Origin of the sequence: Thauera carbonicopians, assembly GCF_025699485.1 — a bacterium.
GTDB lineage: Bacteria > Pseudomonadota > Gammaproteobacteria > Burkholderiales > Rhodocyclaceae > Thauera.
In genome coordinates this window covers 229,037-254,533 of sequence record NZ_JANUXN010000002.1, presented here as the reverse complement: position 1 = coordinate 254,533, position 25,497 = coordinate 229,037, and the positions used below count along the sequence as shown (strand labels likewise).

The following is a 25,497-nucleotide window of genomic DNA, read 5'->3' as shown; positions in this document are numbered from 1 at the left end:
AAACGTAAAAAATCTCATCCGTCAGCGCAGCCTGAGCTGCACTCCCGCCGGCAGCGGCACGGCCGTGACGTTGTTCTGCGGACTGCCGTCGATGAGCCGGTCGCTATAGACGAGATAGACCAGCGTGTTGCGCCTGGCGTCGGCGATGCGCACGATCCTCACCTTCTTGAACAGGATCGACGAACGCTCGGAGAACACTTCCTCCTGCGGCTTGAGTGCTTCGGTCAGGCTGATCTCGCCGACCTGGCGGCAGGCCACCGAGGCGTCGGCAGTATCCTCCGCCAGCCCCAGCGAGCCCTTGATGCCGCCGGTGCGGGCACGCGACACGTAGCACGACACCCCTTTCACCTTCGGGTCGTCGAAGGCCTCGACGACGATCTGGTGATTGCGGCCGATGAGCTTGAACGCCGTATCGACGGCGCCGACGGTTTCGGCCTGTACGCAGAACGGCAGCAGCGATGCGGCGCCGATGGCGCCCAGCATGATCCTTTTCACGTTTTCCCGGACTCCTTTCTTGCAAGGGCCGCAAGTATCGCACCGCGCGGGGCAAATTACCCTGCATCAAGGCGCACGCGCCCCGGGCAGCGGAAGATCGCAAACATCTCCGCCCTCGCCTGCCCCGCCCTCCACCATGTCCGACGCCGCCATCGCCTTGCCGCACTCACCGCCCGCCGAAGGCCCTCCCCCGGGTAGTCCTATCCCGGGCGGCCGCATCCCCGGCAGCAAGGCGATGTGGGTGGGCATCTTCTGCGAAGTCACCGAGTTCGCGCTGATGTTCGCGGTGTATTTCATCGCCCGCGCCCATTACCCGGACGTGTTCCACGCCGGCCCCGAGCAGCTTTCGCTGCTGGCCGGCACGGGCTACACGCTGATGCTGCTGACCAGCGGCTGGTGCGTTGCGCGTGCAGTGCATTCCATGCGCGCCAACCGCCAAAGCGCCTGCCTGCGCTGGCTGATCGGCGCCTTCGTGTTCGGCACCGGCTACCCGGTGATCAAGCTGTTCGAAGTGCGCTGGAATCTCGCCCACGGCCTCAACGGCGAAGCGGGCATGTTCATCGTCACCTACTACTACCTGACCTTCAACCACCTGATCCACGTCTTCTGGGGCCTGCTCGGCATGATCTGGGTGATGCTGCGCACCGCGACCGGCACCTACTCGGCCGAGGAATACTCCGGCCTGGAATCCTTCGCGGTGTATTGGCACACCACCGACATCATCTGGCTGATGATCTTCCCGCTGTTCTACGTGCTGCGATGAAAACGGAGGGCGCGACATGAGCGAAGTCCGCAAACTCGACCTGGCCTGGTTCGGCCTCGTGCTGCTCAGCGTGGGCGGTGCGATGCTGGGCGGCGGACAGGACCATGGCTTCGGCGTCACCGTGGCGGTCGCGCTGGTGATGGGGCTCAAGGTCCGCATCGTCTGCGGCTACTACCTCGAGCTGCCCACCGCCACGCGGCGCATCCGCCGGGCGATGTACACCTTCTGCTACGGCATGCCGATCGTGGTCATCCTGACCAGCGCCTTCGGCGACATCCTTGCGCGCGTGACCGGCGCGCTGCTGTGAGGCGTACCGGAGCCCGATCGGCTGTGGCAAGCTTTACAGTCTTTCATCTCTCCCGAAGCGGCCATGACGGACTTTCCCAAGGACATCTACACCGAACCCGAACCAGACCCCGATACGCTTGCCAACCTGGGGCCGCTGGCGGGAATGGCGGGCATCTGGACCGGCACCATCGGCCTCGATGTCAATCCGAAGGCCGACGGCCCGGAACGGCAGGCATTCATCGAACGCATCGAACTGCAACCCATCGACGCCCAGACCAACGGACCGCAATTGTTCTACGGCCTGCGCTACCACACGCGCATCGTCAAGCCCGACGACGTCGAGACCTTTCACGACCAGGTCGGCTACTGGCTGTGGGAGCCGGCGACCGGTGCCGTGATCCAGACGCTTTCGATACCGCGCGGACAGGCGGCGATGGCCGTCGGCAAGACCACGGCGGACGCAAAGACCTTCCGCCTGCAGGCAGTGCGCGGCTCCGAGATGAACGGGATCGTGTCGAACCCCTTCCTGGAATACGCATTCAGAACGGACAGCTACACCATCGCGGTGTCGATCAACGCCGACGGCACATGGTCCTACGAGCAGGAAACCGTGCTGATCATCCCGGGCCAGGCGGAACCCTTCCGCCACACGGATCACAACACGTTGCACAAGATCGGCGAACCCACGCCCAATCCCACCGCACAGGCGGCGGCCAGGAAGCGGGCCGCAGCCCAGCCGCAATGACGCCAGCCCAGCCCGACGCTCACCAGTGCGGCGGGATCTCGTCTTCCGGCCGGCCGGGTGCGCCGGGCTGGATGGTCTTGAGCTGCTGGGCGAGGTGGCGCACCTGCTCGCGCAGCAGATCCAGCTCCTGCTGCTGCCGCCACACCGTGCGGTTCAGTTCGTCGAGCTGATCCTCGGCCGACATCATCTTGGTTTCGAGCGATTCGAGGCGGTCTTGCATGGGCTGTCCGGGTCCGGGATGAAAGGCATCGGGCGGAGATTCTAGCCGGGGGCGCCTAGCCGGGGGCGCCCAGTCGGGGGCGCCTAGCTGGCCATGCTGCGCCAGCGTCCGGACAACCCGAGCCTGTCGCCCCGGGGCCCTATGGATTTCCCGGCGCATTGACGCACCCAGACAAACCCACAACAATACGAACAATTCGCAATAACCAACGCCAGCCACGTCCACCCGCTTGGGCCAGCCAGCGTGCCCGCACGCCGGAGATGCCCGTGTCCCCCCTGTCCACCGACACCGTTTCCGGTCTGTACCGCGAACACGGCACCTGGCTACAAGGCTGGCTGCGACGCAAGCTGGGCTGCGTCTGGGAAGCCGCCGACCTGACCCAGGACACCTTCGTGCGCGTGCTCGCCTCGCCCGCCGCCGGCAGACAGCTGGCGGAACTGCGCGAGCCGCGCCATTTCCTCGTCACAGTGGCGCGCCGCGTGATGGTCGACCACCTGCGCCGCCGCGCGCTGGAGAAGGCCTGGCTGGAAGAGATGGCGCTCTGGCCGGAACCGGTCACCCATTCGCCGGAGACCCGCGCGCTCATCCTGGAAACCCTGTGCGAGATCGACGCCATGCTCGACGGCCTCGGCGCCAGGCCGCGCCAGGCCTTCCTGCTGTCGCAGCTGGAAGGCCTGAGCTACGCGGAGATCGCCAGACGGCTGGCAGTCAGTGTCAGCTCGGTCAAGAAGTACATGGCCCGCGCCACCGAGCACTGCCTGCTGCTGATGCTGGAAGCGCCGCGCTGACGATGAACCGCGACGCGATCAAGGCCGCCGCCGAATGGCACGCCCAGTTGTGCGCCGACGACGCCGGCCCCGAGGACCTCGCCGCGCATGAACGCTGGCTGCAGGCCCACGCCGACCACCGCTGGGCCTGGCAGCAGCTGCAGACCCTGCGCGGCAAGCTCGGCGCCCTGCCCGGCGGCGCCGCGGCCGGCGCGCTGGCGCGCATCGGAAGCAGCCGCCACGGTCGCCGCAGCGCGCTCAAGGGCGTGGCGCTGCTGATCGCCGCCGGCGGCGCCGGCTGGCTCGGCGTGCGCGAATACCCCGCGCTCGCCGCCGGCCATCGCACGGCGCTCGGCGAACGGCGCAGCGTCACGCTGGCCGACGGCGGCACGCTGATCCTCAACGGCGACACCCGCGTGGACGTGCGCTACGACGCCCGGCAGCGCCTGATCCAGCTGCACGCGGGCGAGATCCTCGTGCAGTCCGCGCCCGACAGCGCCGGACGCCCCCTGCGCGTGCAGACCCGCGACGGCCTCGTCGAAGCCCTGGGCACCCGCTTCATCGTCCGCCGACTGCCCGAGGCCACCCGAGTCGGCGTCGAACGGCATGCCGTGCTCCTGCAACCGGCCGGCGCCCCGGCGCTCGGCCGGCGGCTCGAAGCCGGAGAGCAGGCCGAATTCACCGCCGCCGCCGTCCTGCCGCTGTCCGCGCCGGCCAGCGAACCGGGCGCCTGGGTGAACGGCATGCTGGTGGTCGCCGACATGCCGCTCGGCGAGTTCGTCGCCGAACTCGCCCGCTACCGCCCCGGCCACCTCGGCTGCGCGCCGGAAGTCGCTGACCTGCGCCTCTCCGGCGCCTTCCCCATCGACGACACCGAGCGCGCCCTGCATGCCGTCGCCCAGGCCCTGCCAGTGCGCATCCGGCACTTCACCCGCTACTGGACGCGGATCGAGGGGGCGTAAACCCTCCGCCCCCTGCGGCTGGATGCGCGCCTGATCGAGCAGGCCAAGGAGCAGGCACGCCTCAGCGGAAAGTCGCTCTCGCAACTGGTTGCCGACTACTTCGTGCAGTTGGGCGAGGCGCCGCTCCAGCAGCCGCTGCCGCCGGTCGTCCGCGCACTCAAGGGCGCCCTGAAAGGCAGGCAGGATATGCCCGATGAGCAGGACTACCGCCGCCATGCGGAATGCCAATGCATCGTCACGCGCAAGGTGCGCGACTTCGCAGCGGCGAGCATGCCGGTTTATACGCCGGCCGAATTTCTGCTGGTCCGGCAAAAGACACAAGGTCGGCATTAGGGCTTGCGGATGGCAGGTCCGGATCACATCCCGAAAAAACGCCGCCAGGCATTGTCCTTTTTGAAATCTCGTTCGACCCCCAAGGGAACACCCTGCTTCGAACGACGAAAGGAATGCCCATGCAACGCCCAAGCCGTCCGCCGTGCCACCACGGCCAATCCCTCAACCCGGTCCTCGCCGCGCTGCGCCATACCTGCCTCGGCCTCGCCCTGGCCGCACCGGCCATCCTGCCGGCACTCGGCCACGCGCAGAACCCGCCGCAGCAAAGCGCCAAGCGCGTCTACGACATCCCCGCCGGCCCGCTCGGCACCGCGCTGAGCCGCTTCGCCGGCGCTGCCGGCGTCGTGCTGTCCTTCGACGCAGCCCTCACCGCCGGCCGGGAAAGCGGCGGCCTGCACGGCAGCTACGGCGTGGACGAAGGCTTTGCCCGGCTGCTGGCCGGCAGCGGGCTGGAAGCCCGCGCACAGGGCGATGGCAGTTACCTGCTGCGGCCGGCGCCGGACGCAGCCGCCGTGCTGCCCGCCGTCGCCGTCTCGGGCAAGGCCATCGGCGCCATCACCGAGGGCACCGGCCTCTACACCACCTACTCTTCGAGCAGTTCCACCCGCCTGAACCTCGCGCCACAGGAGACGCCGCAGTCGCTGACCGTGATCACGCGCCAGCAGATCGAGGACCGCAATGCGACCACGCTGACCGCCCTGCTGGACGCCGTTCCCGGCGTCCATGTGGTCAAGGAAGGTGTGGGCGATGAGATCTACGGCTACTACGCGCGCGGTTTCGAAATTCTCAATTTCGAGGTGGACGGCGTGCCGACGAACAACGGGCTGCAACTCTTCAGCCAGAACCTGGCGATCTACGACCGCGTGGAGATCGTGCGCGGCGCCACCGGCCTGATCAGCGGCATGGGCAACCCGGCCGCCACGATCAACCTGATCCGCAAGCGCCCGACGCTCAAGCCGCAGGCCAGCCTCAGCGTGGAGGCCGGCAACTGGAATCGGCGCGGCGCGGCCTTCGACCTCTCGGGCACACTCAACGACAGCGGCAGCGTGCGCGGCCGGCTGGTGGGCGACGTCAAGCGCAGCGACAACTGGCTGGACCGCTACAAGGAGAAATCGGGCATGCTCTACGGCATCGCCGAGTCCGATCTGGACGACGCCACACTGCTGACCGCGGGCTTCAGTTACCAGCGTACCGACATCGACTCCCCGCTGCGCTCCGGCCTGCCGGCCTTCTATGCCGACGGCGGCAAGACCCGCCTCTCCCGCTCTACGAATGCCGCGCCGGGCTGGTCCTACAACGACCAGAAGGCGACAAGCGCCTTTGTCTCCGTGGAGCGGGAATGGAGTAATGGCTGGAGCGGCAAGGCCGAGTACACCTACACCGAGGTCGACTACGATTTCGTTGCCACCTATCTCAGTGGAACCCTACAGCGCGACGGCAGCGGCCTCAGCCTCCTGCCCACGCGCTGGAAGGGCAAACCCACCCAGCACAACCTGGATCTGTACCTGACCGGCGCCTTCCGGCTGTTCGGCCGCGAACATGAGCTGATCGGCGGCCTCACGCTCTCGCGCTATGAGTCCAGCGGGCCGTCCTACGGCGGCTGGCAGTACGACTACGCCAGTTCAGCCGCCGGCGCCATCGCCAACCTGTTCACTTGGGACGGCGACAATGCCGCGCCGGCCTTCACCGCCAGCGGCGGCTCGTCCACCAAGACCCGCAACAACGCCGCTTACCTGAGCAGCCGTCTCCACCTCTCCGACGACCTCAAGCTGATCCTCGGCACCCGCGCCGTCCGCTGGGAGCAGGACGAACGCAATTGGGGCAACGACGGCAGCGCGAGCCTGGAGTCGTTGCGCGAAAACGTTGTCGTGCCGTACGTGGGCGCCGTCTATGCCCTGAACAGGGAATGGTCGGCCTATGCCAGCGCCACCAAGATCTTCAACCCGCAAGGCTCCTGGGTGAAGGACGAGAACGACAGCGCGCTGGACCCGCTGGAAGGCACGGGCTACGAGATCGGCGTCAAGGGCAGCCACTTCGGCGGCCGGCTGCAGTCCAGCGCCGCGCTGTTCCACACCAGGCAGGACAACCTCCCCGTGTGGACGGGCGTGGGACTCATCTACTCCGCCGAGCAGGACACCACCTCCAAGGGCATCGAACTCGAAGTCAACGGCGAACTGGCCGAGGGCTGGCAACTCGCCGCCGGCTATGCGCATACACGCACCACCGACGCGGACGGCGAGCGCCTCAACACCTTCCTGCCGCGCAACAGCGTGAAGCTGTACACCAGCTACCGCCTGCCCGGCGCCCTTCAGGGCTTGACCGTGGGCGGCGGCCTGCGCTGGCAGAGCAAGACCGGCAGCTACGGCGTCTGGCAGGGCAGCCAGACCATTGCCAGCCTGATGGCACGCTACCAGATCGACCGCCACCTCAGCGTCTCGCTCAACGTGGATAACCTGTTCGACCGCAGGTACTACAGCTGGCCCGGTAGCTACAGCAACCACGCCGCACCGCGCAGCGCCGTGCTTTCCATGAAATACGACTTTTAATACGCCGCGGGGGCCCGCGCCCGGGGCCGCATGGGCATGAGCCCGAGCGTACCCGCCCCGGCGGAGGGTCCGGCCCCCGGCCGCAAGCGGGTCCTGCTGTCGCAAGACAGCAGGACCATCAAGAATCCATGGACGGCGCCCCTTGAGAATGCCAATGCATCGTCACGCGCCGGCCATCGGCTGGCCATGCTGCGCCAGTGCCCAGGCGACGTGTTCGCGCACCAGCGCCGACGGATGGTCGGCGCGGGACTGCAGCGCAGCCAGCACCTCCGCCGTGGTCGGCGCGTTGCCCAGCGCCACGGCGATGTTGCGCAGCCAGCGCTCGTGGCCGATGCGGTGGATGGGGCTGCCGGCGGTGCGCTCGGCGAAATCCGCCTCGCTCCAGGCGAACAGCTCGACCAGGCCGGCGCTGTCGAGCCCGTGGCGCGGCGCGAAATCCGGTTCCTTCGTCATCTTGGCGAAGCGGTTCCACGGGCACACCAGCTGGCAATCGTCGCAGCCGTAGATGCGGTTGCCGAGCATGGTCCGCATTTCCTCCGGAATCGCGCTTTTCAGCTCGATCGTCAGGTAGGAGATGCAGCGCCGCGCATCGACGCGGTAGGGCGCGACGATGGCGCCGGTCGGACAGGCGTCGATACAGGCCGTGCAGCGGCCGCAGCGCGGCTGCACCGGCTCATCGACCGGCAGCGGCAGGTCGGTGAAGATTTCGCCGAGGAAGAACCACGAGCCGGCGCCGCGATCCAGCAGCAAGGTGTGCTTGCCGCGCCAGCCCAGGCCGTTGCGGCTGGCCAGCTCGACCTCCAGCACCGGCGCGGAGTCGGTGAACACCCGGTAGGTGTGCGGCACTTCGGCGGTGATGCGCTCGGCCAGCTTCTGCAGCCGGCTGCGCAGCACCTTGTGGTAGTCGCGTCCCAGCGCATAGCGCGACACGTAGGCGCGGGTGCCGTCGGCCAGCGCGGCCCGCGCTTCGGCGGCGCCGGGCCAGTAGTCGAGCCGCAGGCTGATCACGCGCAAGGTGCCCGGCTGCAGTTCGGCCGGCCGGGCGCGCTTCATGCCGTGGCGCAACATATAATCCATCTCGCCGTGGAAGCCGGCTTCCAGCCAGGCGGCGAGCCCGGGCTCGGCGCTGCCCAGGTCCACCCCGGCAACACCGACGGCGCCAAAGCCCAGCTCCGTCGCCCACTGGCGGATGCGTGCCAGCATGGCAGCACCGTCCAGCGTGGCAGCCGGTCCATCGACCTGCCCCACATCCAAGCCTGAATCCAAGCCTTTCACCGCCATCGACAAGAGGATTCCATGATCGAGTTGCTCAACGCCGCCGATGATAACGGCGCCTGCCTGCGCGCGCACTTGCCGGCCGAAGCGGATACCGAAGCCATCGGCGCCGCGCTGGCCCAGGTGCTGCGCCCGGGGCTGAAGATCTGGCTGCAAGGCAACCTCGGCATGGGCAAGACCACCCTCACTCGGGGGCTGCTCCGTGCACTCGGTCACGAAGGCAAGGTGAAAAGTCCGACCTACACCTTGATTGAACCTTACGTAGTTTCTAGATTAGACTTATATCACTTTGATTTTTATCGCTTCAATTCGCCCGAAGAATATTTGGACGCGGGGCTGGACGAATACTTCGCCGATCAGGGCGTGTGCATCGTGGAATGGCCGGACAAGGCCCTTCCATTTTTGCCGTTGCCCGACGTCGAAATCCGGCTCGGCGCACGGGATTCAGGGCGGTTTGTGGAGATCGACGGAAGGACCGATGCGGGGCGAACATGCGTGATCGAACTGGTGAGAGCATTGCGGGGCGCGAACCCGGCGCCCGAACCGGATTGAATTCCGAGGCAGGCAACAACGGCCGCAGCGGCACCGACCGCCGCAGCCTGTTGAAATTTGCCGGCGCCACGCTGGCGCTGCTGGTCAGCCCGGTGGGCTTCGCCGCGCCCGCCAGCCTGGTCGCGGTGCGCGTCTGGCCCTCGCCGGAATACACCCGCATCACGCTCGAAGGCGCGAGCAGCCTGCGCTACACGCACATGCTGGTGCCGAACCCGGACCGCCTCGTCGTCGACCTCGAAGGCGTGCAGTTGAACAGCGTGCTGCAGTCCCTGCCCTCCAAGGTGCTGGACTCCGACCCCTACATCCGCCTGATCCGTGCCGGCCAGAACCGCCCCGGCGTGGTCCGCGTGGTGGTCGAGCTGAAGGCGCCGATCAATCCGCAGGTGTTCACGCTGGCGCCGGTCGGCGACTACGGCCACCGCCTGGTGCTCGACCTGCACCCGACCGAAGAGCACGACCCGCTGCTGGCGCTGATCATGAAGGACTCGCCGCTGGACGCCGCCGCCGGCGACACGGCACAGAGCAGCAGCCAGGCCAGCACCGCCCACACCCGCCCGGCGCCGCAGCAGCCCGGCACCGCCCGCCGCACCGAACCGGCGGTCAAGCGCCTGTACACCGTGGTGCTCGACCCCGGCCACGGCGGCGAAGACCCCGGCGCCATCGGCCGGGCCGGCAGCTACGAAAAGAACGTCACGCTGTCGATCGCCCGCCGCCTGAAGCGCAAGATCGACGCCGAGCCGAACATGCGCGCAGTGCTGACCCGCGACGGCGACTACTTCGTTCCGCTCGGACAGCGCGTCGCCCGTGCCCGCAAGGTGCGTGCCGACCTGTTCGTCTCCATCCACGCCGACGCCTTCGTCAAGCCCGAGGCCAACGGCAGTTCGGTCTACGTGCTGTCGGAACGCGGCGCCACCAGCAGCGCGGCGCGCTGGCTGGCGCAGAAGGAAAACGACGCCGACCTGGTCGGCGGCGTCAATCTCGCCCGCCAGGACGGCCACATCGCCCGCACCCTGCTCGACCTGTCGCAGACGGCGACGATCAACGACAGCCTCAAGCTCGGCCGCGCCATGCTCGGCGAGATCGGCGGCATCAACCGCCTGCACAAGCGCGACGTCGAACAGGCCGGTTTCGCGGTGCTGAAGGCGCCGGACATTCCCTCGGTACTGGTCGAGACCGCCTTCATCAGCAACCCGCAGGAAGAAAAGCGGCTCAACGACGAGGCCTATCAGAACAAGATGGCCGAAGCGCTGCTGCGCGGCATCAAGCGCTACTTCCAGGACAACCCGCCGGCCGGGCCGGCTCGCGTCGCCAGCCTGGGCTGATCGCTGCCGCCGGCATGCAGCCGAATCGGCAAAGCCAGCGCTTTGCCGTTATAATTGCGCCTTTTTCAGGCGCTTATGCGGGTTTTTCGCGGGATTCCCGAGCACGCCGACTCGGCCACGGTACTCACCATCGGCAACTTCGATGGCGTCCATCTCGGCCACCAGGCGCTGCTCAAGCTGCTTACCGACAAGGCACGCTCGCTCGGCCTGCCGGCGGTGGTGCTCACCTTCGAGCCGCATCCGCGCGAGTATTTCAGCCCTGCCGATGCGCCTGCACGCCTTGCCTCGCTGCGCGAGAAGCTGCTGCTGCTCGACGCTGCCGGCGTCGATCGGACCTACATCTGCCGCTTCGACGCCCGCCTTGCCGCACAGTCGGCGCAGGCCTTCATCGATGACACCCTGGTACGCGGCCTCGCCGTGCGCCACCTGTTCATCGGCGACGACTTCCGCTTCGGCACGCGCCGCCAAGGCGATTTCGCCATGCTGGAGGCGGCCGGCGCGCAGCACGGCTTCACCGTCGAATCCATGCCGACGCTGTCGGTGGCAGGCGAGCGCGTATCGAGCTCGGCGGTGCGCGACGCCCTCGCCGCGGACGACCTGGCCCATGCCGCGCGCCTGCTCGGCCGCCCCTACAGCATCGCCGGCCGCGTCAGCCACGGCGACAAGCTCGGCCGCCAGATCGGCTTCCCGACCGCCAACATCCAGATGAAGCACCGCCGCCCGGCGCTCACCGGTGTCTATGCGGTCAGCGTCGAAGGCCTGGCGGACGGCCCTGTCGCCGGCGTCGCCAACGTCGGCGTGCGCCCGACCGCCACCTCGAGCGGCCGCGCCCGGCTGGAAGTGCATCTCTTCGACTGGACGCGGGAATGCTACGGCGCCCACATCCGCGTCCATTTCCTGCACAAACTGCGCGCCGAACGAAAATTCGAATCCTTCGACGCGCTGCGCGCCCAGATCGCGCTCGACGCCGACAGCGCACGCCAGTGGCTGGCCGACAATCCCGACCGGCTGCAAGCCTGACGCCCGCAAAGCAAACTGCCCGCGCCCCACAGACCCACGACACCGACCTTCCCGCCATGGCCGACTACCGCAAGACGCTCAACCTGCCCGACACCTCCTTCCCGATGCGCGGCGACCTGCCCAAGCGCGAGCCGGGCTGGATTGCCGACTGGCAACAGCGCAAGCTCTACCAGCGCATCCGCAAGGCCAGCGCCGGCCGGCCCAAGTTCGTGCTGCACGACGGCCCGCCCTACGCCAACGGCAGCCTGCACATCGGCCATGCGCTGAACAAGATCCTCAAGGACATCATCGTCCGCTCGAAGACCCTGGCCGGCTTCGACGCGCCCTACGTGCCGGGCTGGGACTGTCACGGCCTGCCGATCGAGCACAAGGTCGAAGTCACCCACGGCAAGAACCTGCCCGCCGACAAGGTGCGCGAACTCTGCCGCGCCTACGCCGCCGAACAGGTCGAGATCCAGAAGACCGATTTCATCCGCCTCGGCGTGCTGGGTGACTGGGACGATCCCTACCTGACGATGAACTTCGCCAACGAAGCCAACGAGATCCGCGCGCTGGCCGAGATGACGAAGAACGGCTACGTGTTCAAGGGCCTGAAGCCGGTCAACTGGTGCTTCGACTGTGGCTCGGCGCTGGCCGAGGCCGAAGTCGAATACGCCGACAAGCAGTCGCCGACCATCGACGTCGCCTTTCCGCTGGCCGACGGCGAAGCGGCAAAGCTCGCCGCCGCCTTCGGCTTGGCGCAACTGGACAAGCCTGCCGCCGCGGTGATCTGGACCACCACGCCGTGGACCATCCCCGCCAACCAGGCACTGAACGCCCACCCCGAGCTGGACTACGCCCTGGTCGACGTCGGCGACCGCCTGCTGGTGATCGCCAGCGAGCTGGCCGAATCCGCGCTGCAGCGCTACCAGCGCGAGGGCCGCATCGTCGCCACCACCAAGGGCGCGGCGCTCGAGCGCATCGAGTTCCGCCACCCCTTCTACGACCGCGTGTCGCCGGTCTATCTGGCCGACTACGTCGGCGTGGACGCCGGCACCGGCATCGTGCACTCGGCGCCCGCCCACGGCGTGGACGACTTCAACTCGTGGCGCGCCTACGGCCGCAGCAACGAGGAAATCCTGTCGCTGGTGATGGGCGGCGGCGAATACGTGCCCGACCTGCCCTTCTTCGGCGGCATGAACATCTGGAAGGCCGGCGCCGCCATCATCGCCAAGCTCGAAGAAGCCGGTGCGCTGCTGTCGAACGGCAAGATCACCCACAGCTACATGCACTGCTGGCGCCACAAGACGCCGCTGGTCTATCGCGCCACCGCGCAATGGTTCGTCGGCATGGACAGGACCGCGACCGACGGCTCGACGCTGCGCGAACGCGCGCTGCGCGCGGTCGAGGCCACCAAGTTCTACCCCGGCTGGGGCCAGGCCCGCCTGCACGCGATGATCGCCAACCGGCCCGACTGGTGCATCTCGCGCCAGCGCAACTGGGGCGTGCCGATCCCCTTCTTCCTGCACAAGGAAACCGGCGAGCTGCACCCGCGCACCGTCGAACTGATGGAAGAAGTCGCCAAGCGCGTCGAGCAGGAAGGCATCGAAGCCTGGTTCCGCCTCGACGCCGCCGAACTGCTCGGCGCCGAAGCCGCCCATTACGACAAGATCAGCGACACCCTCGACGTCTGGTTCGATTCCGGCACCACGCACAAGCATGTGCTGCGCGGCTCGCACAACGACGGCCATCCCGAAGGCCCGCGCGCCGACATGTACCTGGAAGGCTCGGACCAGCACCGCGGCTGGTTCCACTCCTCGCTGCTGACCGGCTGCGCCATCGACGGCCACGCGCCCTACCGCAGCCTGCTGACCCATGGCTTCGCGGTCGACGGCCAGGGCCGCAAGATGAGCAAGTCGCTCGGCAACGTCGTCGTGCCGCAGGAAGTCACCGGCAAGCTCGGCGCCGAGATCCTGCGCCTGTGGGTCGCCTCGACCGACTACTCCGGCGAACTGTCGATCTCCAAAGAAATCCTCGACCGCGTGGTCGAAGTCTATCGCCGCATCCGCAACACGCTGCGCTTCCTGCTCGCCAACACCGCCGACTTCGACATCGCCCGCGACGCGGTGCCGCTCGAACAGTGGCTGGACATCGACCGCTACGCGCTCGCCTTCACCCGCAAGCTGGCGCAGCAGGCCGAGGCCGACTACGAACGGATGGAATTCCACCGCATCGTGCAGGCGCTGCAGGTGTTCTGCGCCGAAGACCTCGGCGCCTTCTATCTCGACATCCTGAAGGACCGCCTGTACACCACGGCCGCCGGCAGCCAAGCTCGCCGCGCCGCGCAGACCGCGCTGTGGCACATCACCCAGACGCTGCTGAAGCTGATGGCGCCCATCCTGTCCTTCACCGCCGAGGAAGCCTGGGCCATCCTGAACCCGCCGAAGGACGGCGAGGAGGCCGACAGCATCATGCTGCACACCTTCCACGCCCTGCCGGCGCAGGAAGGCGAGGCCGGCCTGATCGCGCGCTGGGAAACCATCCGCGCCGTGCGTGCCGAGGGCCTGAAGGTCATCGAGGCGCTGCGCACCGAAGGCAAGGTCGGCTCGTCGCTGCAGGCCGAACTCGCGCTGGCGCTGACCGCCGACAAGTTCAACGCCATGGCCAGCCTCGGCGAAGACCTGCGCTTCGTCACCATGACCTCGGCCGCCACGCTGGGCGAAGCCGCCCGGGTCGAGGACGAAGGCATCGTCGCCACGCCGAGCGAGGCGCAGAAGTGCGAACGCTGCTGGCACTACGTCGAATCGGTCGGCAAGCATGCCGAGCATCCGACGCTGTGCGGCCGCTGCGTCAGCAACCTGTTCGGCGACGGCGAAATCCGCCACCATGCCTGACGCCCTGCCCCGTACGTCGCCCGTCATGCACAAGGCCTCTTCGCCGCCTGGATTCGTCGCCATGCTGCCCTGGCTCGCGCTGGCCGTCGCCGTCGCCCTGCTCGACCAGTTCAGCAAGCAATGGATACTGGACAGCCTGCACCTCGGCCAGGTGGTGCCGGTCACCGGCTTCTTCGACCTGGTGCTGGTATTCAACCCCGGCGCGGCCTTCAGCTTCCTGGCCGAGCACAGCGGCTGGCAGCGCTGGTTCTTCACCGGGCTGGCCGTGATCATCTGCAGCTGGCTGCTGGTCGAGATCTGGCGCCATCGCAGCGAAAAGCTGCTGCCGACGGCGTTCGCGATGATCATCGGCGGCGCCATCGGCAACGTCTACGACCGCCTGGTGCATGGCGCGGTGGTGGACTTCCTGCATTTCCACTACGCCGGCTACAGTTGGCCCGCGTTCAACCTGGCCGACTCGGCCATTACCGTCGGCGTGGTACTGATGCTGTGGGGCCAGTTCCGCCACGGCAACCCGCCGGCCCCGGAGAAGCCCTCGTGAGCCAGACCGTCCAGGCCAACAGCCTCGTCACCCTGCATTACCGCATCTCGCTGCCCAACGGCCAACCGCTGATCAGCACCTTCAACGCCACCCCGGCCACGCTGCAGCTCGGCGCCGGCGAAATGCTGCCGGCGATGGAGCAGTTGATGATCGGCCTGGAACCCGGCACCCACCACGTCTTCGAGCTCGAAGCCGAGCAGGCTTTCGGCCCGCACCGGGCGGAGCTGATCGAACGCGTCAAGCGCGAACACATGCCCGACGAAGAGATCGAAGCGATGAGCATCATGGAGTTCACCGCCCCCGACGGCTCGCGCTACTCCGGTCTGGTGCGCGAGATCGACGAACAGTCGGCGCTGATCGACTTCAACCACCCGCTCGCCGGCAAATCCATCCGCTTCGAGGTGGAAGTGATCGGCGTGTCGTAAGCAACACCCCCCGACAGAGACGAAAACATGAGCGACAAGGAAATCCTGCTGGCCAACCCGCGCGGCTTCTGTGCCGGCGTCGAGCGCGCCATCGAGATCGTCGAACGCGCGCTGCAGCGCTTCGGCGCACCGATCTACGTGCGCCACGAAGTCGTGCACAACAAGTTCGTCGTCGACGACCTGCGCAACAAGGGCGCCATCTTCGTCGAGGAACTGGACGAAGTCCCCGCCGGCAACACCGTCATCTTCTCCGCCCACGGCGTATCCCAGGCGGTGCGCCAGGAAGCCGAACGGCGCGGCCTGCGCGTGTTCGACGCCACCTGCCCGCTGGTCACCAAGGTGCATATCGAAGTCGGCCGCATGCGCGAGCAAGGGCGCGAGATCATCATGATCGGCCACAAGGGCCACCCCGAAGTCGAAGGCACCATGGGCCAGGTCCAGACCGGCATCCACCTGGTCGAAACGCCCGCCGACGTCGCCAGCCTGCAGGTCGCCGACCCCGACAAGCTGGCCTACGTCACCCAGACCACGCTGTCGATGGACGACGCCGCCACCATCGTCGCCGCGCTGCGCGAACGCTTCCCGAACATCATGGGGCCGAAGAAGGACGACATCTGCTACGCCACGCAGAACCGCCAGGACGCGGTCAAGTTCATGACCCCGCATGCGGACGTGGTCTTCGTCGTCGGCTCGAAGAACAGCTCCAACTCCAACCGCCTGCGCGAAGTGGCCGAACTGCGCGGCGTGCCGGCCTACCTGGTCGACAACGCCGCCAGCATCGACCCCGCGTGGGTCGAAGGCAAGCGCCGCGTCGGCGTCACCGCCGGCGCCTCGGCCCCGGAAGTACTCGTTGCCGAAGTCATCGAACGCCTGAAGGAGCTCAGCGGCGGGCAGGTGCGCAACCTGGACGGCGTGCCGGAGAAGGTCACTTTCCCGCTGCCGAAGGAACTGCAGAACCGGGAAACGGCCGACCGCCAAACTTGAAGCCGCTCACCGCCCTGCCGTCTCCTCGAGCGTAGCCAGCACCAGCCTGCGCTCGATGCGATCGAGCGCGGCATCCATTTCGGCAGGAGACAGAACCGGCCGCGCCGGATCGTACAGGAAGGGCATCATCCGCCGCGCAGTCGGATGGCCCCGATTGGCCGCGCGGGCAATGCAGTCGATGCCGCGCTTCTCGTCCACCGCCACGCCCTGCCCCGCGATCAGGCAGCGCCCCAGCCAGTGCATGCCTTCAGGATAATCCTGGCGCGCAGCCGCTTCGAACCAGCCAGCCCAGCGCATCTTCCGCACGCCCCTGGCCCAGCAGCAGCAGGCCCAGATCGCACTGCGCTTCGGCCTCGCCACCATCCGCAGCAAGGATCAGCACCCGGTCGTCCGCCCCCAATTCGAGCGGAGACAGCTTCAGCGCGTCATCGAGACAGACGCGGGTCTGTGGGTTTTGCGGGGGGGGGGGGGGAAACAGAATTCACTTCAGTTCGCAAGACCCCATCAGCAATTCGTCGCCACAAAGTGCGCTTGCTCAGGCCGGTGAGCGAAATCGCCGTGCTCAGGTTGATGAAGTCCATGCCGTTTTCCCAAGGGTCTTGCTGCTGCGGCAGTTTAGCACTGCCTAGAGGCCTTCTTCATTACCACGCAGCAAACCTTGCTGTACGCCCTGCATCATTCTTTGTTGCCTACCTTGAGTCAGCAATCGTTCTGTCAATCCAACCATGCTTCGGTTCTCCGGCGGGCAGCACCCGGCATAAAGCCGGCACACTCATTATCGTCAAGGCCACTGTAGATGACGACGAAATCCATGTATTTGAGGCGTTTTTTTGATTTCCGGTTCAAGAGTCATCAAACCCCGGATGGTCTGGGCATAGAACTCAATCTTCCTGACCCGCGGCCAACTCCTGTGTCACCCGCTCATCGTGGCACAGCCCCGCCCATGCCAGCGCGCCGCGGTGCCCTACTCCACGCCGTGCCAAACCCGAGCAAGTGTGAACGATTTCACGCAAAAAAACTGGCACGGCAGTTGCGAAAGGAAAACCGGAAGGTGGCGAAAGCAGAGCACTTCGGCACCACGACATTCCAATCGACAGGAGCAGGAAATGAAAAAGATTCAGAAAGGTTTCACGCTGATTGAGCTAATGATCGTTGTGGCGATCATCGGGATTCTGGCTGCGGTGGCGATTCCTCAGTTCAACGAGTACCGGGCAAAAGCGAATGACACAACAGCCGTAGCAGATGTCAAGAACGCAATTACCGCCGTCATCTCTTCTTTGAAATAAGGCACAGGATAATAATCATGAAAAAGCTATTCATTATTCTTGGTGGAATTTTTATTTCAAGCAGCGCCTTTTCCGCTGATTTCGGTGTTGGTGGCGGTATCATTCGAGATACTGACTGCGCACTCCTCAGCGAAAACGTACGCATCAACCTTTCGAAAGATGTTGTAGGTGGATGGGCTTGCAACTCGAGAGCCGTATCAATTGCAGCCTGCCACCCGACGGGACGCAAGACCACTCGGACTCTAACGCGAGAAGTTTGCACAGGAGAAGGCGAAGATCGTAACTGCGAAAATGTAACGGGCCCAGTCACAGGCTCTGCCATTCCATTCTCCAGCACTGACAATGGCACCGTTGGAAACGATTATCCTGGCCGCGATTGCGTAGATGCCGCAGTTGCAACCGATGTTGCGACTGCCCAACTTCCAGCTGCAGATTAATTTAGCCTAATCACACAAACCATTTTTGACAATACGCGACCAACGAGATTTGTTGGTTGCGTATTATTTTAACTTGGGTCACCTACCTTATCAGCCCCCATGCAAGGAGACCATCATGACGGAAGAAGAGCAATTTCTATATGATTGTGTTCCTTCTGAAATAGGAAAATCCATTACCAATCCAGACCTGCTGCGTCGACTGAATTGGGATCAGGAGAAATACTGGAGGACTCGAAACGGATTGGTGGATCGCGGCATACTTACTGTCGCACGTGGCCGCGGAGGATTGGTATATCGAGCAGTGCAACCCGATGCGGCTGCGGACACTTATTCATCAGAGCAAACTGTGACTGCGCCATTACAGATACGCGAAGAAGAACTGTACGCTCCCCTTTCTTCCGTACTTCGCCAGGAATGGACACGCGAGAAACGTCTTGAACGTTCGATTGTACACATCACCGCCCGCCAAGGCCGCAGGGATACGGGAGGGCGTTGGTCTCGCCCGGATTTGGTTGTCGTAACGCAGTCCACCTACCCCTATGTGCCAGGACGCCATTTCGATGTAATCACATTTGAGGTCAAACCATCGGACAGTATTGACGTCACAGCAGTTTACGAAGCGCTGGCACATCGTCGGGCTGCGACTAAGGCTTATGTCGCATTGCATGTTCCTGACACTGATGCTGAAAATTTGAAAAACATACTGACCGAGGTTTACTCTGAAGCCAAGCGCCACGGTGTAGGCGTCATCACTTTCAGTCAGCCAGAAGACTTTGCCACCTGGGATGAGGTAGTGGAAGCTGCCCGCATGGAGCCAGACCCGGGCCGTCTGAATGATTTCCTGGTAGCCCAGTTTGAATCAAATCAGCTCGAAATAATCCTTCGCTGGTTCCGCTAATAGGTTTCTGATCACACTTATCCCTACCCATGCGAATCATTCCTGATTTCATAGTAGGCTTGCGTTTAACGTTACGCGCAAAGCTCTTTCCATTCTCGATCTGGTTTGCAGTTGTCTTGATTGTTTCAGCACTGACTGCGGCGCAGTTCAGTAACCGACAACCAATGACTATTGCTCTTGACGTTGGGCTCTCACTTATCGGCATTACCATACCGATTCTTGGCGTATTGATGCTGCAGGAACTCCTCTCCCGCGAGTTCGACCGCAAGCTCTACCTCACTTCCCTGACCTACCCGCGTCCGCGCCACCAGTTCCTGCTCGGCCGCGTCGCTGCCATCGCGCTGCTGATGCTCGGCCTGCTCGCCGTGCTCGGTGTTTTGCTCGCCGGCCTGACCACCTGGATCGGCCAGAGCTACACCCAGTCCACGCCTCTCGATCTCGGCCTGCCCTATCTCGTCACCCTCGCTTTCATCGCCCTCGACCTGCTGGTCGTGCTCGCCATCGGCACCCTGATCGCCGTCACCACCACCACGCCCAGCTTCGTCCTCATCGGCACCCTCGGCTTCATGCTGGTGGCGCGCTCCTATTCGGCCATCGTCGCGCTGCTGACCCGCGACAGCACGCTGGTCGGCGATGCCGACAGCTACCAGTCGTCGCTGAGCCTGCTCGGTTACCTGCTGCCCGATCTGGCCGCGCTGGATGTGCGGATGATCTCGCTCTACGGCCAGTGGCAGTTCCTGCCCGAGGACTGGGCGTTGCGCGTGGTGTCGGCGCTGGCCTATGCAGCGGCCCTGCTGGGCCTGTCGGTGTGGGCGCTGAACCGCAAGAAGTTCGCATGATGGATCGTCGCAACCTGGCTCCGCTGGCGGTCGCGGTGGCCGGCTTCGGCCTGTTTGCCGCGATCTGGGCAACGCGTCCGCCCGTCAATGCCGCACCGCCGGCCGAAGTCTTCGACCGCGTGGTGCTGTCGGCGCCGGTGCAGTTGCTGCTGACCGGCGGCGACCGCTTCCTGGCGGCGAACTTCGAGTCGATCCGCGCCGTCGCTACCGCCAGTGACGCGCCCGAGGCGGCGGAAGCCAATGCCTCTTTCGCCATCCGTGCGCGACGCGTGGTGGCGCAGTTGAATCCCTGCCACGAGGACAACTACTACCAGGGCAATGCATTGCTGACCTGGGGCGGTGCAGTGGCCGAGGGCAACGACTTGCTCAAGCGCGCGACCGATTGCCGCTTCTGGGACGAGGTGCCGCCCTTCTTCTACGGCTTCAATCAGTATTTCTTCCTGCACGACGTCGACGGCGCCCGCGCGGCGCTAGAGACCGCTGCCGAGCGTGCCACCGACAACGCGGCCGGCTTTCGCAAGTTCGCCATCATGCTGGCCGCGGGCGAGTTGAAGGACGACAGCGCGGCGCTGGAATTCCTGCAACGCGAGCGTGCGCAGACGAATGCCCCCAAGCTGCAGGGCATGCTGGACAAGCGCATCGTCCGGCTGCAGGGCCTGATGGCGCTGCGTGCCGCCCAGCAGCGCTACGAGGCGCGCTTCGGCCAGGCGCTGACCAACCCGCAGGCGCTGATCGAGAGCGGCGAGCTGAACGCCTTCCCGGACGATCCGCTGCGCATCGGCTATGAGTTCGCCGAGGGGCGCTTCAGATTGCGGGAGCTGAAAATCGCCGGGCTCGAAAGGCCGTAAGCGCAGCGGCGCTTTCAACGTACAAGGAAAAAGCCCGGAAATGGCGCGAGAATCCTGCCCGGCGGTCTCAGCCCTCCGACCCAATCACCCCTTCCAGGCTCTCCGCCATCAGCACCGCTTCGATCCAGCGTTCCAACTGCTCAAGTGGCGCTTGCGCCAGCCGTCCCTCTGCCCAACGCCGCAGGCTGTCGAAACTGGTATCCTTGAGCAACTGGATCAGCGCCTAGGTCGTCTCGATGATGCCCGGATCATCGGGCAGATGGGTTTCCTGTTCGATCAGGCGGACCATCAGGTTGTCCAATAGATGCCTGAACTCATCTTCCAGCCCTCTTTGGTCAAGCAGGTAATGGCGAAGGCGCGACTCCAACGGGTGAGTAGTAGGACGGGTTGAGCGATAATTTAAGCGGCTGGAATCGACCCAAAGCGGAAGTTCGATGGAGAAAGCCCGGCAACTGCTTCGCAGCGGTTGCCGACGATCGAGAAAGCCAGACGAACGTGCTTTATCGGCCGGTTAGCAGACACTCAACAGGGGCTGGGTGCTGCCATCTAGCGTCGGCAATCCCTGCCCGAGGTCCGCGCTAAGCACGCGAGAGCGAAGCTGCAGCCGCCTCTTCGGCCCCATATGCCGCTCCATCCAACAGCCGCTCGTACAGATCCATTGCTCGGCTACGAAACGGATCCTTGGATCTTTGGAGTGCGATGGCGATAGATACAAAGCTCTCGCCGTATGGCATCCGCACGCGCGACTCGCCTTGCGCGAACATGAGTTCCGTGCAGCGTTCCGCCAGCTCAAGGACCAGTTCCTCGAAGCCTGGGCTGAGAAGCAGCTCCTGCAGATCGCGCGTGAAGCTTCTATTGAGACAAACACGCAGCGCTGCGGGATTGCTCGCAACGGCGTCCAAAAACTCCTTGGTAAATTCGTCCGCCACTGGTGGTTCCCAATGAGACACCGCGTCGGCGATTGCCGACGCCTCATGCCCAGCAGCCTGTTGCGCAAACCGCATCAACACATGGTGTGCCCCTGGACGCAATGAAGCCTCGCGCCAGGCGGCTGACGCTGTGAACAGAGCGCCTAGACGTTCTGGCGTGTCCGGTCCTACCAGGATCTGCTCCAACTGCACTGATGCAATCTTGTCTTCGGGGTTAAGGAGCACCGTCGCCATCAGCAATTCGCCAGCAGCTTGCCGGTTCCCAGCATCGTTGCCAACTAGCCAACGATCTCGTATCGCCTTCATCATCTCACCGGTCACTAGATCACGGTTGTGCCAGAGGAAGTCCGAGACATACTTGTCCGAGAATGCGTCTGGAAATCTATCCCAGATCGTTTGCAGGAGCCGCGTCACACGCGGGCGATCCGCCCAAAACAATGGTGCACCACGAAATATCAACAAGGCGGTCCAGATTGCTGGGTCTTCGGAGCGATCTACATGCCGCTCCAAGGCAGACAACCACCCATTCCAGTCTGGCTCCGCGCGCCCCAGCAAACCAGCCGCCATCGCTGCAAGCAAAGTGAAATTGTCTTGCGGAAGGATGCGCATGCCTCCTGGGGCTTGGCGGAACACAATAGCATTCGTCTCGGCTTTGCGATTGCTATTCATCTCACGATTGCGCTGTTCCAAGTCGAGCCTTGCCGCAATCCGCTCATTGGTGCGCAGTGAGTCGTTGACGATCCACGACTCCAGTAACGCGACATCCTCGTCAATCAAACCTTCATCACGTTTCGCCAGATCCTGAAGAGCCCAGGCCACGTCCTTTCGCCACCCCTCGGTGACAAAACCTTCGCGATGCCATTTCCAGACAAGGGCACGAACACGCTGCGCATCGACATTCGGATCCTCGGCAAGGACGCGAAGCAATTCGCCTGCGGCGTTCTCATGCCGACCAGGTCGAAAACGTTGCTCCGCGATCCACAAAGCGCGGTCAGAATGAGTCTTGCCGAATTCCGCAAACGCGCGCGCCAACTCCACCGTTCCACCATCGCGGCGCGACCCGCGACGGTTTCGCCGCCGATCTGTATTGTCCGCGACCTCGTCGATCATCTTGAACACGTCATCGTCAGAGGCATTGCCCATCTGCTGCGCGGACATCGGCGATCCAACGAAAGATGCCATTGTTCGGCCGCGACTGCCTCGGAATTTTGGCTGCATAGCAAGCCACTCCTGAACCTGTCGGTATCGGCGTGGCGGCAGAACATGCGCAGGTAATAGTGCCAACAGAGGAAACCGTCTCTCCTCAGCCCATATGCGACGATGGCGTCTCGTTGAAACGTCGGATTCTTCCTGCGCCTCATACAGGTACGGATCCCATGACTCGATGTTTGCCCGAACACGCTCAAGTTGCTCCGCGCCAAGTTGGGTAACGATGGCACGCAGAAGCACCTGCGTCGACCATCCGTCCACCAGATGCCCCACACCGTCGGTGGCTGAAAGAAAGGCCATGCCGACTTGCAAGCGTCGCGAATCGGCAAGCAAATAATCAACACCTTCATTTGCCAACACCATGCCACCAGCAGCGAGGCCTTCCACAATCAGTGCCTGCACCTCCGCCACCTCGACATCGGCGAATGTCTTCACCAGATGCAGGAAATCATGCGGATGCTCTTTGGCACAAGCAAAGAGAACGGCCTTCGTGATCCCGAAGATGCCGTACTCCGTGTGCTCATAGTCCCACCAATGGGGCAGACTTGAAGAAGCCGGATAGGCATCCAGCAGGCCCCGTGATCTAGGCTCGTCTCGGCTCGCCACATGTACAAACCATGGAAGGAGAACATTTGCAAAAGCTAGGGTTGATCGCTGAACGAGCTTGTCTAGGCCATGGAACTGTAGCCGGTTTTCGTTGCTGACCTCCACATGCTCAAGATAAATCTTGAAGAGATCTGCGGCACGATCATCACCCAGCGTTTCCGCATAGCTAACGATCGTGTAGTCGTCGAGTTGCTGTCGCGCGAATATCAGCCGAAGACGCTTGACAAGGGCGGGAGACCATTGGCCTGACTTGGAAAAGACTTCAAGCGTCTCGAGATCGCGTTCCGGCGTATCCCAATACACGGCGATTGATCGGACTACGAAGTCGACATCGAATGGCGCTTCCGCAATCAACAACCGGACGACGCTCCAACGCAGCTCCGCATTGCCCATGATGCTAGGTACCAGCGGGAGAAGGTGCTCGCGCCAATCTGTCCAATGTGCGGTGATTCGCGCAAGGGCTCGGCGCGCTAACGGAACATCGCTGCGCACAAGCTGTTGCAACCAGCCCCGCTCACGCGCGGAGGGTTTCCATTGCCCAGCCACCATATCCACAACGAGATGGCGAAGGTGCCGCCGCGTCTTGGCATTTCCCAGCAGCGCATCAATCGCCTGTTCATAGGCGGGTAGATCGAATGCCCGCAACCGCTGCAGAGCCCGTAGTACGGTAGCCCGCGCAAAAAGCCCGTCCTGCCGCTCCCAGGCATAGTTCGCCAGCGACTGGCCGGTTGAGAAGTTCTTGGCCTGGAAGTCATCCAGCCAAGCCTGATGGCTGAATCCAACCAAACTGTTCTGTCTCACGACGATGCCAGACGCCACGGCGACCTGAACCGCCTGAGGATCCTGGATCTCATAAACATCTGCAGGTCGCCACAGAGATTCGCTCTCGGTCATGTCGGCGGCCAGTTTCTCCAAGAACTTGAGCACCTCCCGCCGTATGGTGGGGTCACCGAGATCGGCGGATGTCAGCCAGGTGTTGAGTAGCTGCGAGGCAATCAGTTCGCGACCTGGAACGCCCCTCCGCAGAATGTCGACGAAGATGCGCAAAGCAAAGGGACGTCTCAGCGTTTCGCCCAGCGCCTCGGGAATCTGCTCCACCGAAATGTGCAGGCGCCGTAGTAGCTCGTGAACTTGCTCCTGGCTGGGCAACGCAAGCTGGACAACCTCAGCGCCCAGGGACTGAAAACGAGCGTCATAGTCCGCTTCAAAGGGTCTCGAAGACACGAGGATATGCACGGGCGGCTCAACCCGTTCAGCGCGCTTCTTGTCTTGGAAATGGTGAGCAATCTGAAGCAGAAGCCGCATCCGCTCCGATGATCGGTCCATGACCTCACTGACTGCATCCAATTGATCAATCAGGACGACGACGGGCGCAGTTCGTGCCAAGGCCTCGATCTCGCTGAGCAAATGCCCGCGCAGTCCCAGTACTTTCGACACATCATTCAACGTTCTCACTTGGGTCGGAAGAAGGTCCGCCTTGATGGCGAAGACAACCACTCCCTGCGACTGGAGGCGCCCGACCAGCTCTGCGAACAGTGCCGACTTTCCAGATCCAGATTCGCCGATCACGAGAGTACAAGCGTAGGGGTGCTCACGAATGCGCTGCTGAAGCACCTCCACTTCGGACCGGTCGATATGCTCGCCTCCGATCGTCTGTGGCCATGACTGGAGCGCTTGGGAAGCCACCTCCGCATCGGCCCGTGCATCGTCAATATCGACCGCATCGGTAACCGTGGCCGGAGCGAGCTGCTTTTCAATGCGGAGGACCGTGGATCGAACCTCTTCTAAAGCTTGATCACGGATCGGGTCACGCCAGTGCTTGGAGGTGTAGAGGGCGGGACGCAGACGTGTCAGAAACAGAGAAAGCGCATGTTCCAAATCACCTTGCCGGGTGCGGAACAGCTGCGACAAGGTTTCCTCCAGTGAGCGCCCGCGCAGGAAAGGTTCCACGAATCGCTCGATATAGCCTCTAACGATCTCCACTTCGGGTTTGTCGACGGTCAGATCATGCAAGAAGTGCACCACTGTGGGGGCGACGACATGGTGGATGAAGGTCTCTGAGCGAAAGTCTTCCGCCAGAACCGGCACAGAAGCTACGGCGCTCTCCATCGCTTCGTCGATGATTTGGACTAACTCCGCCTTAGCTGCCTTCTCGCTCCATCGGCTCATGAAGGCTTTGGCTGCTTTATCGCCCACCCGGCCTACTGCCCAACCAATGCCACCTTCAATGATTGCTGTAAACACTGACAGATTCGTCCCTATTCTGCTGAATGAGCATTTTCGTCCGCCGTCGACTCCCACTGATTCTTGGTACTGTCAGTTTGGTTCGTGCAT

The 25,497-nt window shown here is 64.2% G+C and carries 26 protein-coding genes; 20 read left to right on the top strand and 6 right to left on the bottom strand.

Annotated elements, in window-relative coordinates:
* Positions 1-21 precede the first annotated feature (21 nt).
* On the bottom strand, positions 22-495 hold the full coding sequence (locus NX068_RS03740; protein ID WP_442806679.1) for a CreA family protein: 474 nt from the start codon (positions 493-495) through the stop codon (positions 22-24).
* Positions 496-730: 235 nt separating this feature from the next.
* Between NX068_RS03740 and NX068_RS03735 the strand changes: the two genes are divergently transcribed.
* The 3 genes from NX068_RS03735 (at position 731) to NX068_RS03725 (ending at position 2,291) form a co-directional block, all read left to right on the top strand.
* Positions 731-1,258 carry a cytochrome c oxidase subunit 3 family protein gene (locus tag NX068_RS03735; RefSeq protein WP_263460188.1) on the top strand — a complete coding sequence of 176 codons (528 nt, stop codon included), beginning with the start codon at positions 731-733 and terminating at the stop codon, positions 1,256-1,258.
* 16 nt (positions 1,259-1,274) lie between these two features.
* The gene (locus NX068_RS03730; RefSeq protein ID WP_263459946.1) at positions 1,275-1,565 is read left to right on the top strand and encodes a hypothetical protein; all 291 of its coding nucleotides are present in this window, start codon (positions 1,275-1,277) and stop codon (positions 1,563-1,565) included.
* A 63-nt stretch (positions 1,566-1,628) separates the two neighbouring features.
* Positions 1,629-2,291 carry an FABP family protein gene (locus tag NX068_RS03725; RefSeq protein ID WP_263459945.1) on the top strand — a complete coding sequence of 221 codons (663 nt, stop codon included), beginning with the start codon at positions 1,629-1,631 and terminating at the stop codon, positions 2,289-2,291.
* Between the two features lie 19 nt (positions 2,292-2,310).
* Here NX068_RS03725 and NX068_RS03720 read toward each other — a convergent pair whose 3' ends face one another.
* Positions 2,311-2,511, bottom strand: a complete 201-nt coding sequence (locus NX068_RS03720) for a SlyX family protein (RefSeq protein WP_263459944.1) — start codon at positions 2,509-2,511, stop codon at positions 2,311-2,313.
* 260 nt (positions 2,512-2,771) lie between these two features.
* Here NX068_RS03720 and NX068_RS03715 point away from each other — a divergent pair, with 260 nt between their 5' ends.
* The 4 genes from NX068_RS03715 (at position 2,772) to NX068_RS03700 (ending at position 7,119) form a co-directional block, all read left to right on the top strand.
* Positions 2,772-3,299, top strand: coding sequence for a sigma-70 family RNA polymerase sigma factor (locus NX068_RS03715; protein WP_442806678.1), 528 nt, complete (start codon positions 2,772-2,774; stop codon positions 3,297-3,299).
* 2 nt (positions 3,300-3,301) lie between these two features.
* Positions 3,302-4,240 (top strand): FecR domain-containing protein, encoded by a 939-nt coding sequence (locus NX068_RS03710; protein ID WP_263459942.1) that lies wholly within the window; start codon positions 3,302-3,304, stop codon positions 4,238-4,240.
* Positions 4,241-4,252: 12 nt separating this feature from the next.
* Positions 4,253-4,573, top strand: a complete 321-nt coding sequence (locus NX068_RS03705; protein ID WP_327084802.1) for a DUF6364 family protein — start codon at positions 4,253-4,255, stop codon at positions 4,571-4,573.
* Positions 4,574-4,692: 119 nt separating this feature from the next.
* Positions 4,693-7,119, top strand: coding sequence for a TonB-dependent siderophore receptor (locus tag NX068_RS03700; protein WP_263459941.1), 2,427 nt, complete (start codon positions 4,693-4,695; stop codon positions 7,117-7,119).
* A 162-nt stretch (positions 7,120-7,281) separates the two neighbouring features.
* On the opposite strand, the gene queG is transcribed toward NX068_RS03700, so the two are convergent.
* Positions 7,282-8,322: a tRNA epoxyqueuosine(34) reductase QueG gene (queG, locus tag NX068_RS03695; RefSeq protein WP_263460186.1), complete on the bottom strand. Its 1,041-nt coding sequence runs from the start codon at positions 8,320-8,322 to the stop codon at positions 7,282-7,284.
* Positions 8,323-8,415: 93 nt separating this feature from the next.
* On the opposite strand from queG, the gene tsaE reads away from it, so the two are divergent.
* The 7 genes from tsaE to ispH all read left to right on the top strand — a co-directional run bounded on the left by tsaE (position 8,416) and on the right by ispH (position 16,111).
* The gene (tsaE, locus tag NX068_RS03690; protein ID WP_263459940.1) at positions 8,416-8,946 is read left to right on the top strand and encodes a tRNA (adenosine(37)-N6)-threonylcarbamoyltransferase complex ATPase subunit type 1 TsaE; all 531 of its coding nucleotides are present in this window, start codon (positions 8,416-8,418) and stop codon (positions 8,944-8,946) included.
* A complete protein-coding gene (locus tag NX068_RS03685) occupies positions 8,886-10,268 on the top strand; it encodes an N-acetylmuramoyl-L-alanine amidase (RefSeq protein ID WP_263459939.1) in 1,383 nt (460 codons plus the stop codon). Before tsaE ends, NX068_RS03685 begins: the two co-directional genes overlap by 61 nt.
* Positions 10,269-10,343: 75 nt before the next feature.
* The gene (locus tag NX068_RS03680; RefSeq protein ID WP_263459938.1) at positions 10,344-11,288 is read left to right on the top strand and encodes a bifunctional riboflavin kinase/FAD synthetase; all 945 of its coding nucleotides are present in this window, start codon (positions 10,344-10,346) and stop codon (positions 11,286-11,288) included.
* A gap of 56 nt (positions 11,289-11,344) precedes the next feature.
* Positions 11,345-14,161, top strand: a complete 2,817-nt coding sequence (gene ileS / locus NX068_RS03675) for an isoleucine--tRNA ligase (protein ID WP_263459937.1) — start codon at positions 11,345-11,347, stop codon at positions 14,159-14,161.
* A gap of 61 nt (positions 14,162-14,222) precedes the next feature.
* Positions 14,223-14,702, top strand: coding sequence for a signal peptidase II (lspA, locus tag NX068_RS03670; RefSeq protein WP_263459936.1), 480 nt, complete (start codon positions 14,223-14,225; stop codon positions 14,700-14,702).
* Positions 14,699-15,127 (top strand): FKBP-type peptidyl-prolyl cis-trans isomerase, encoded by a 429-nt coding sequence (locus tag NX068_RS03665; protein ID WP_263459935.1) that lies wholly within the window; start codon positions 14,699-14,701, stop codon positions 15,125-15,127. The genes lspA and NX068_RS03665 overlap by 4 nt, the downstream gene beginning before the upstream one ends.
* 27 nt (positions 15,128-15,154) lie before the next feature.
* Positions 15,155-16,111 carry a 4-hydroxy-3-methylbut-2-enyl diphosphate reductase gene (ispH, locus tag NX068_RS03660; RefSeq protein ID WP_263459934.1) on the top strand — a complete coding sequence of 319 codons (957 nt, stop codon included), beginning with the start codon at positions 15,155-15,157 and terminating at the stop codon, positions 16,109-16,111.
* A gap of 6 nt (positions 16,112-16,117) precedes the next feature.
* On the opposite strand, the gene NX068_RS03655 is transcribed toward ispH, so the two are convergent.
* Positions 16,118-16,408, bottom strand: coding sequence for an SEL1-like repeat protein (locus NX068_RS03655; RefSeq protein WP_263459933.1), 291 nt, complete (start codon positions 16,406-16,408; stop codon positions 16,118-16,120).
* Between the two features lie 246 nt (positions 16,409-16,654).
* On the opposite strand from NX068_RS03655, the gene NX068_RS03650 reads away from it, so the two are divergent.
* The 6 genes from NX068_RS03650 (at position 16,655) to NX068_RS03625 (ending at position 20,419) form a co-directional block, all read left to right on the top strand.
* Positions 16,655-16,945, top strand: coding sequence for a hypothetical protein (locus NX068_RS03650; RefSeq protein ID WP_263459932.1), 291 nt, complete (start codon positions 16,655-16,657; stop codon positions 16,943-16,945).
* A gap of 272 nt (positions 16,946-17,217) precedes the next feature.
* The gene (locus NX068_RS21165) at positions 17,218-17,397 is read left to right on the top strand and encodes a pilin (RefSeq protein ID WP_327084799.1); all 180 of its coding nucleotides are present in this window, start codon (positions 17,218-17,220) and stop codon (positions 17,395-17,397) included.
* 17 nt (positions 17,398-17,414) lie between these two features.
* Positions 17,415-17,834: a hypothetical protein gene (locus NX068_RS03640; RefSeq protein WP_263459931.1), complete on the top strand. Its 420-nt coding sequence runs from the start codon at positions 17,415-17,417 to the stop codon at positions 17,832-17,834.
* Between the two features lie 115 nt (positions 17,835-17,949).
* The gene (locus NX068_RS03635) at positions 17,950-18,732 is read left to right on the top strand and encodes a hypothetical protein (RefSeq protein WP_263459930.1); all 783 of its coding nucleotides are present in this window, start codon (positions 17,950-17,952) and stop codon (positions 18,730-18,732) included.
* Between the two features lie 230 nt (positions 18,733-18,962).
* Positions 18,963-19,571, top strand: coding sequence for a hypothetical protein (locus tag NX068_RS03630; RefSeq protein WP_263459929.1), 609 nt, complete (start codon positions 18,963-18,965; stop codon positions 19,569-19,571).
* On the top strand, positions 19,568-20,419 hold the full coding sequence (locus NX068_RS03625; RefSeq protein WP_263459928.1) for a hypothetical protein: 852 nt from the start codon (positions 19,568-19,570) through the stop codon (positions 20,417-20,419). The genes NX068_RS03630 and NX068_RS03625 overlap by 4 nt, the downstream gene beginning before the upstream one ends.
* A gap of 67 nt (positions 20,420-20,486) precedes the next feature.
* Here the strand turns inward: NX068_RS03625 and NX068_RS03620 are convergent, their stop codons facing one another.
* A complete protein-coding gene (locus NX068_RS03620; protein WP_263459927.1) occupies positions 20,487-20,630 on the bottom strand; it encodes a hypothetical protein in 144 nt (47 codons plus the stop codon).
* A 367-nt stretch (positions 20,631-20,997) separates the two neighbouring features.
* The gene (locus NX068_RS03615; protein ID WP_263459926.1) at positions 20,998-25,407 is read right to left on the bottom strand and encodes an NACHT domain-containing protein; all 4,410 of its coding nucleotides are present in this window, start codon (positions 25,405-25,407) and stop codon (positions 20,998-21,000) included.
* Between the last annotated feature and the right edge of the window lie 90 nt (positions 25,408-25,497).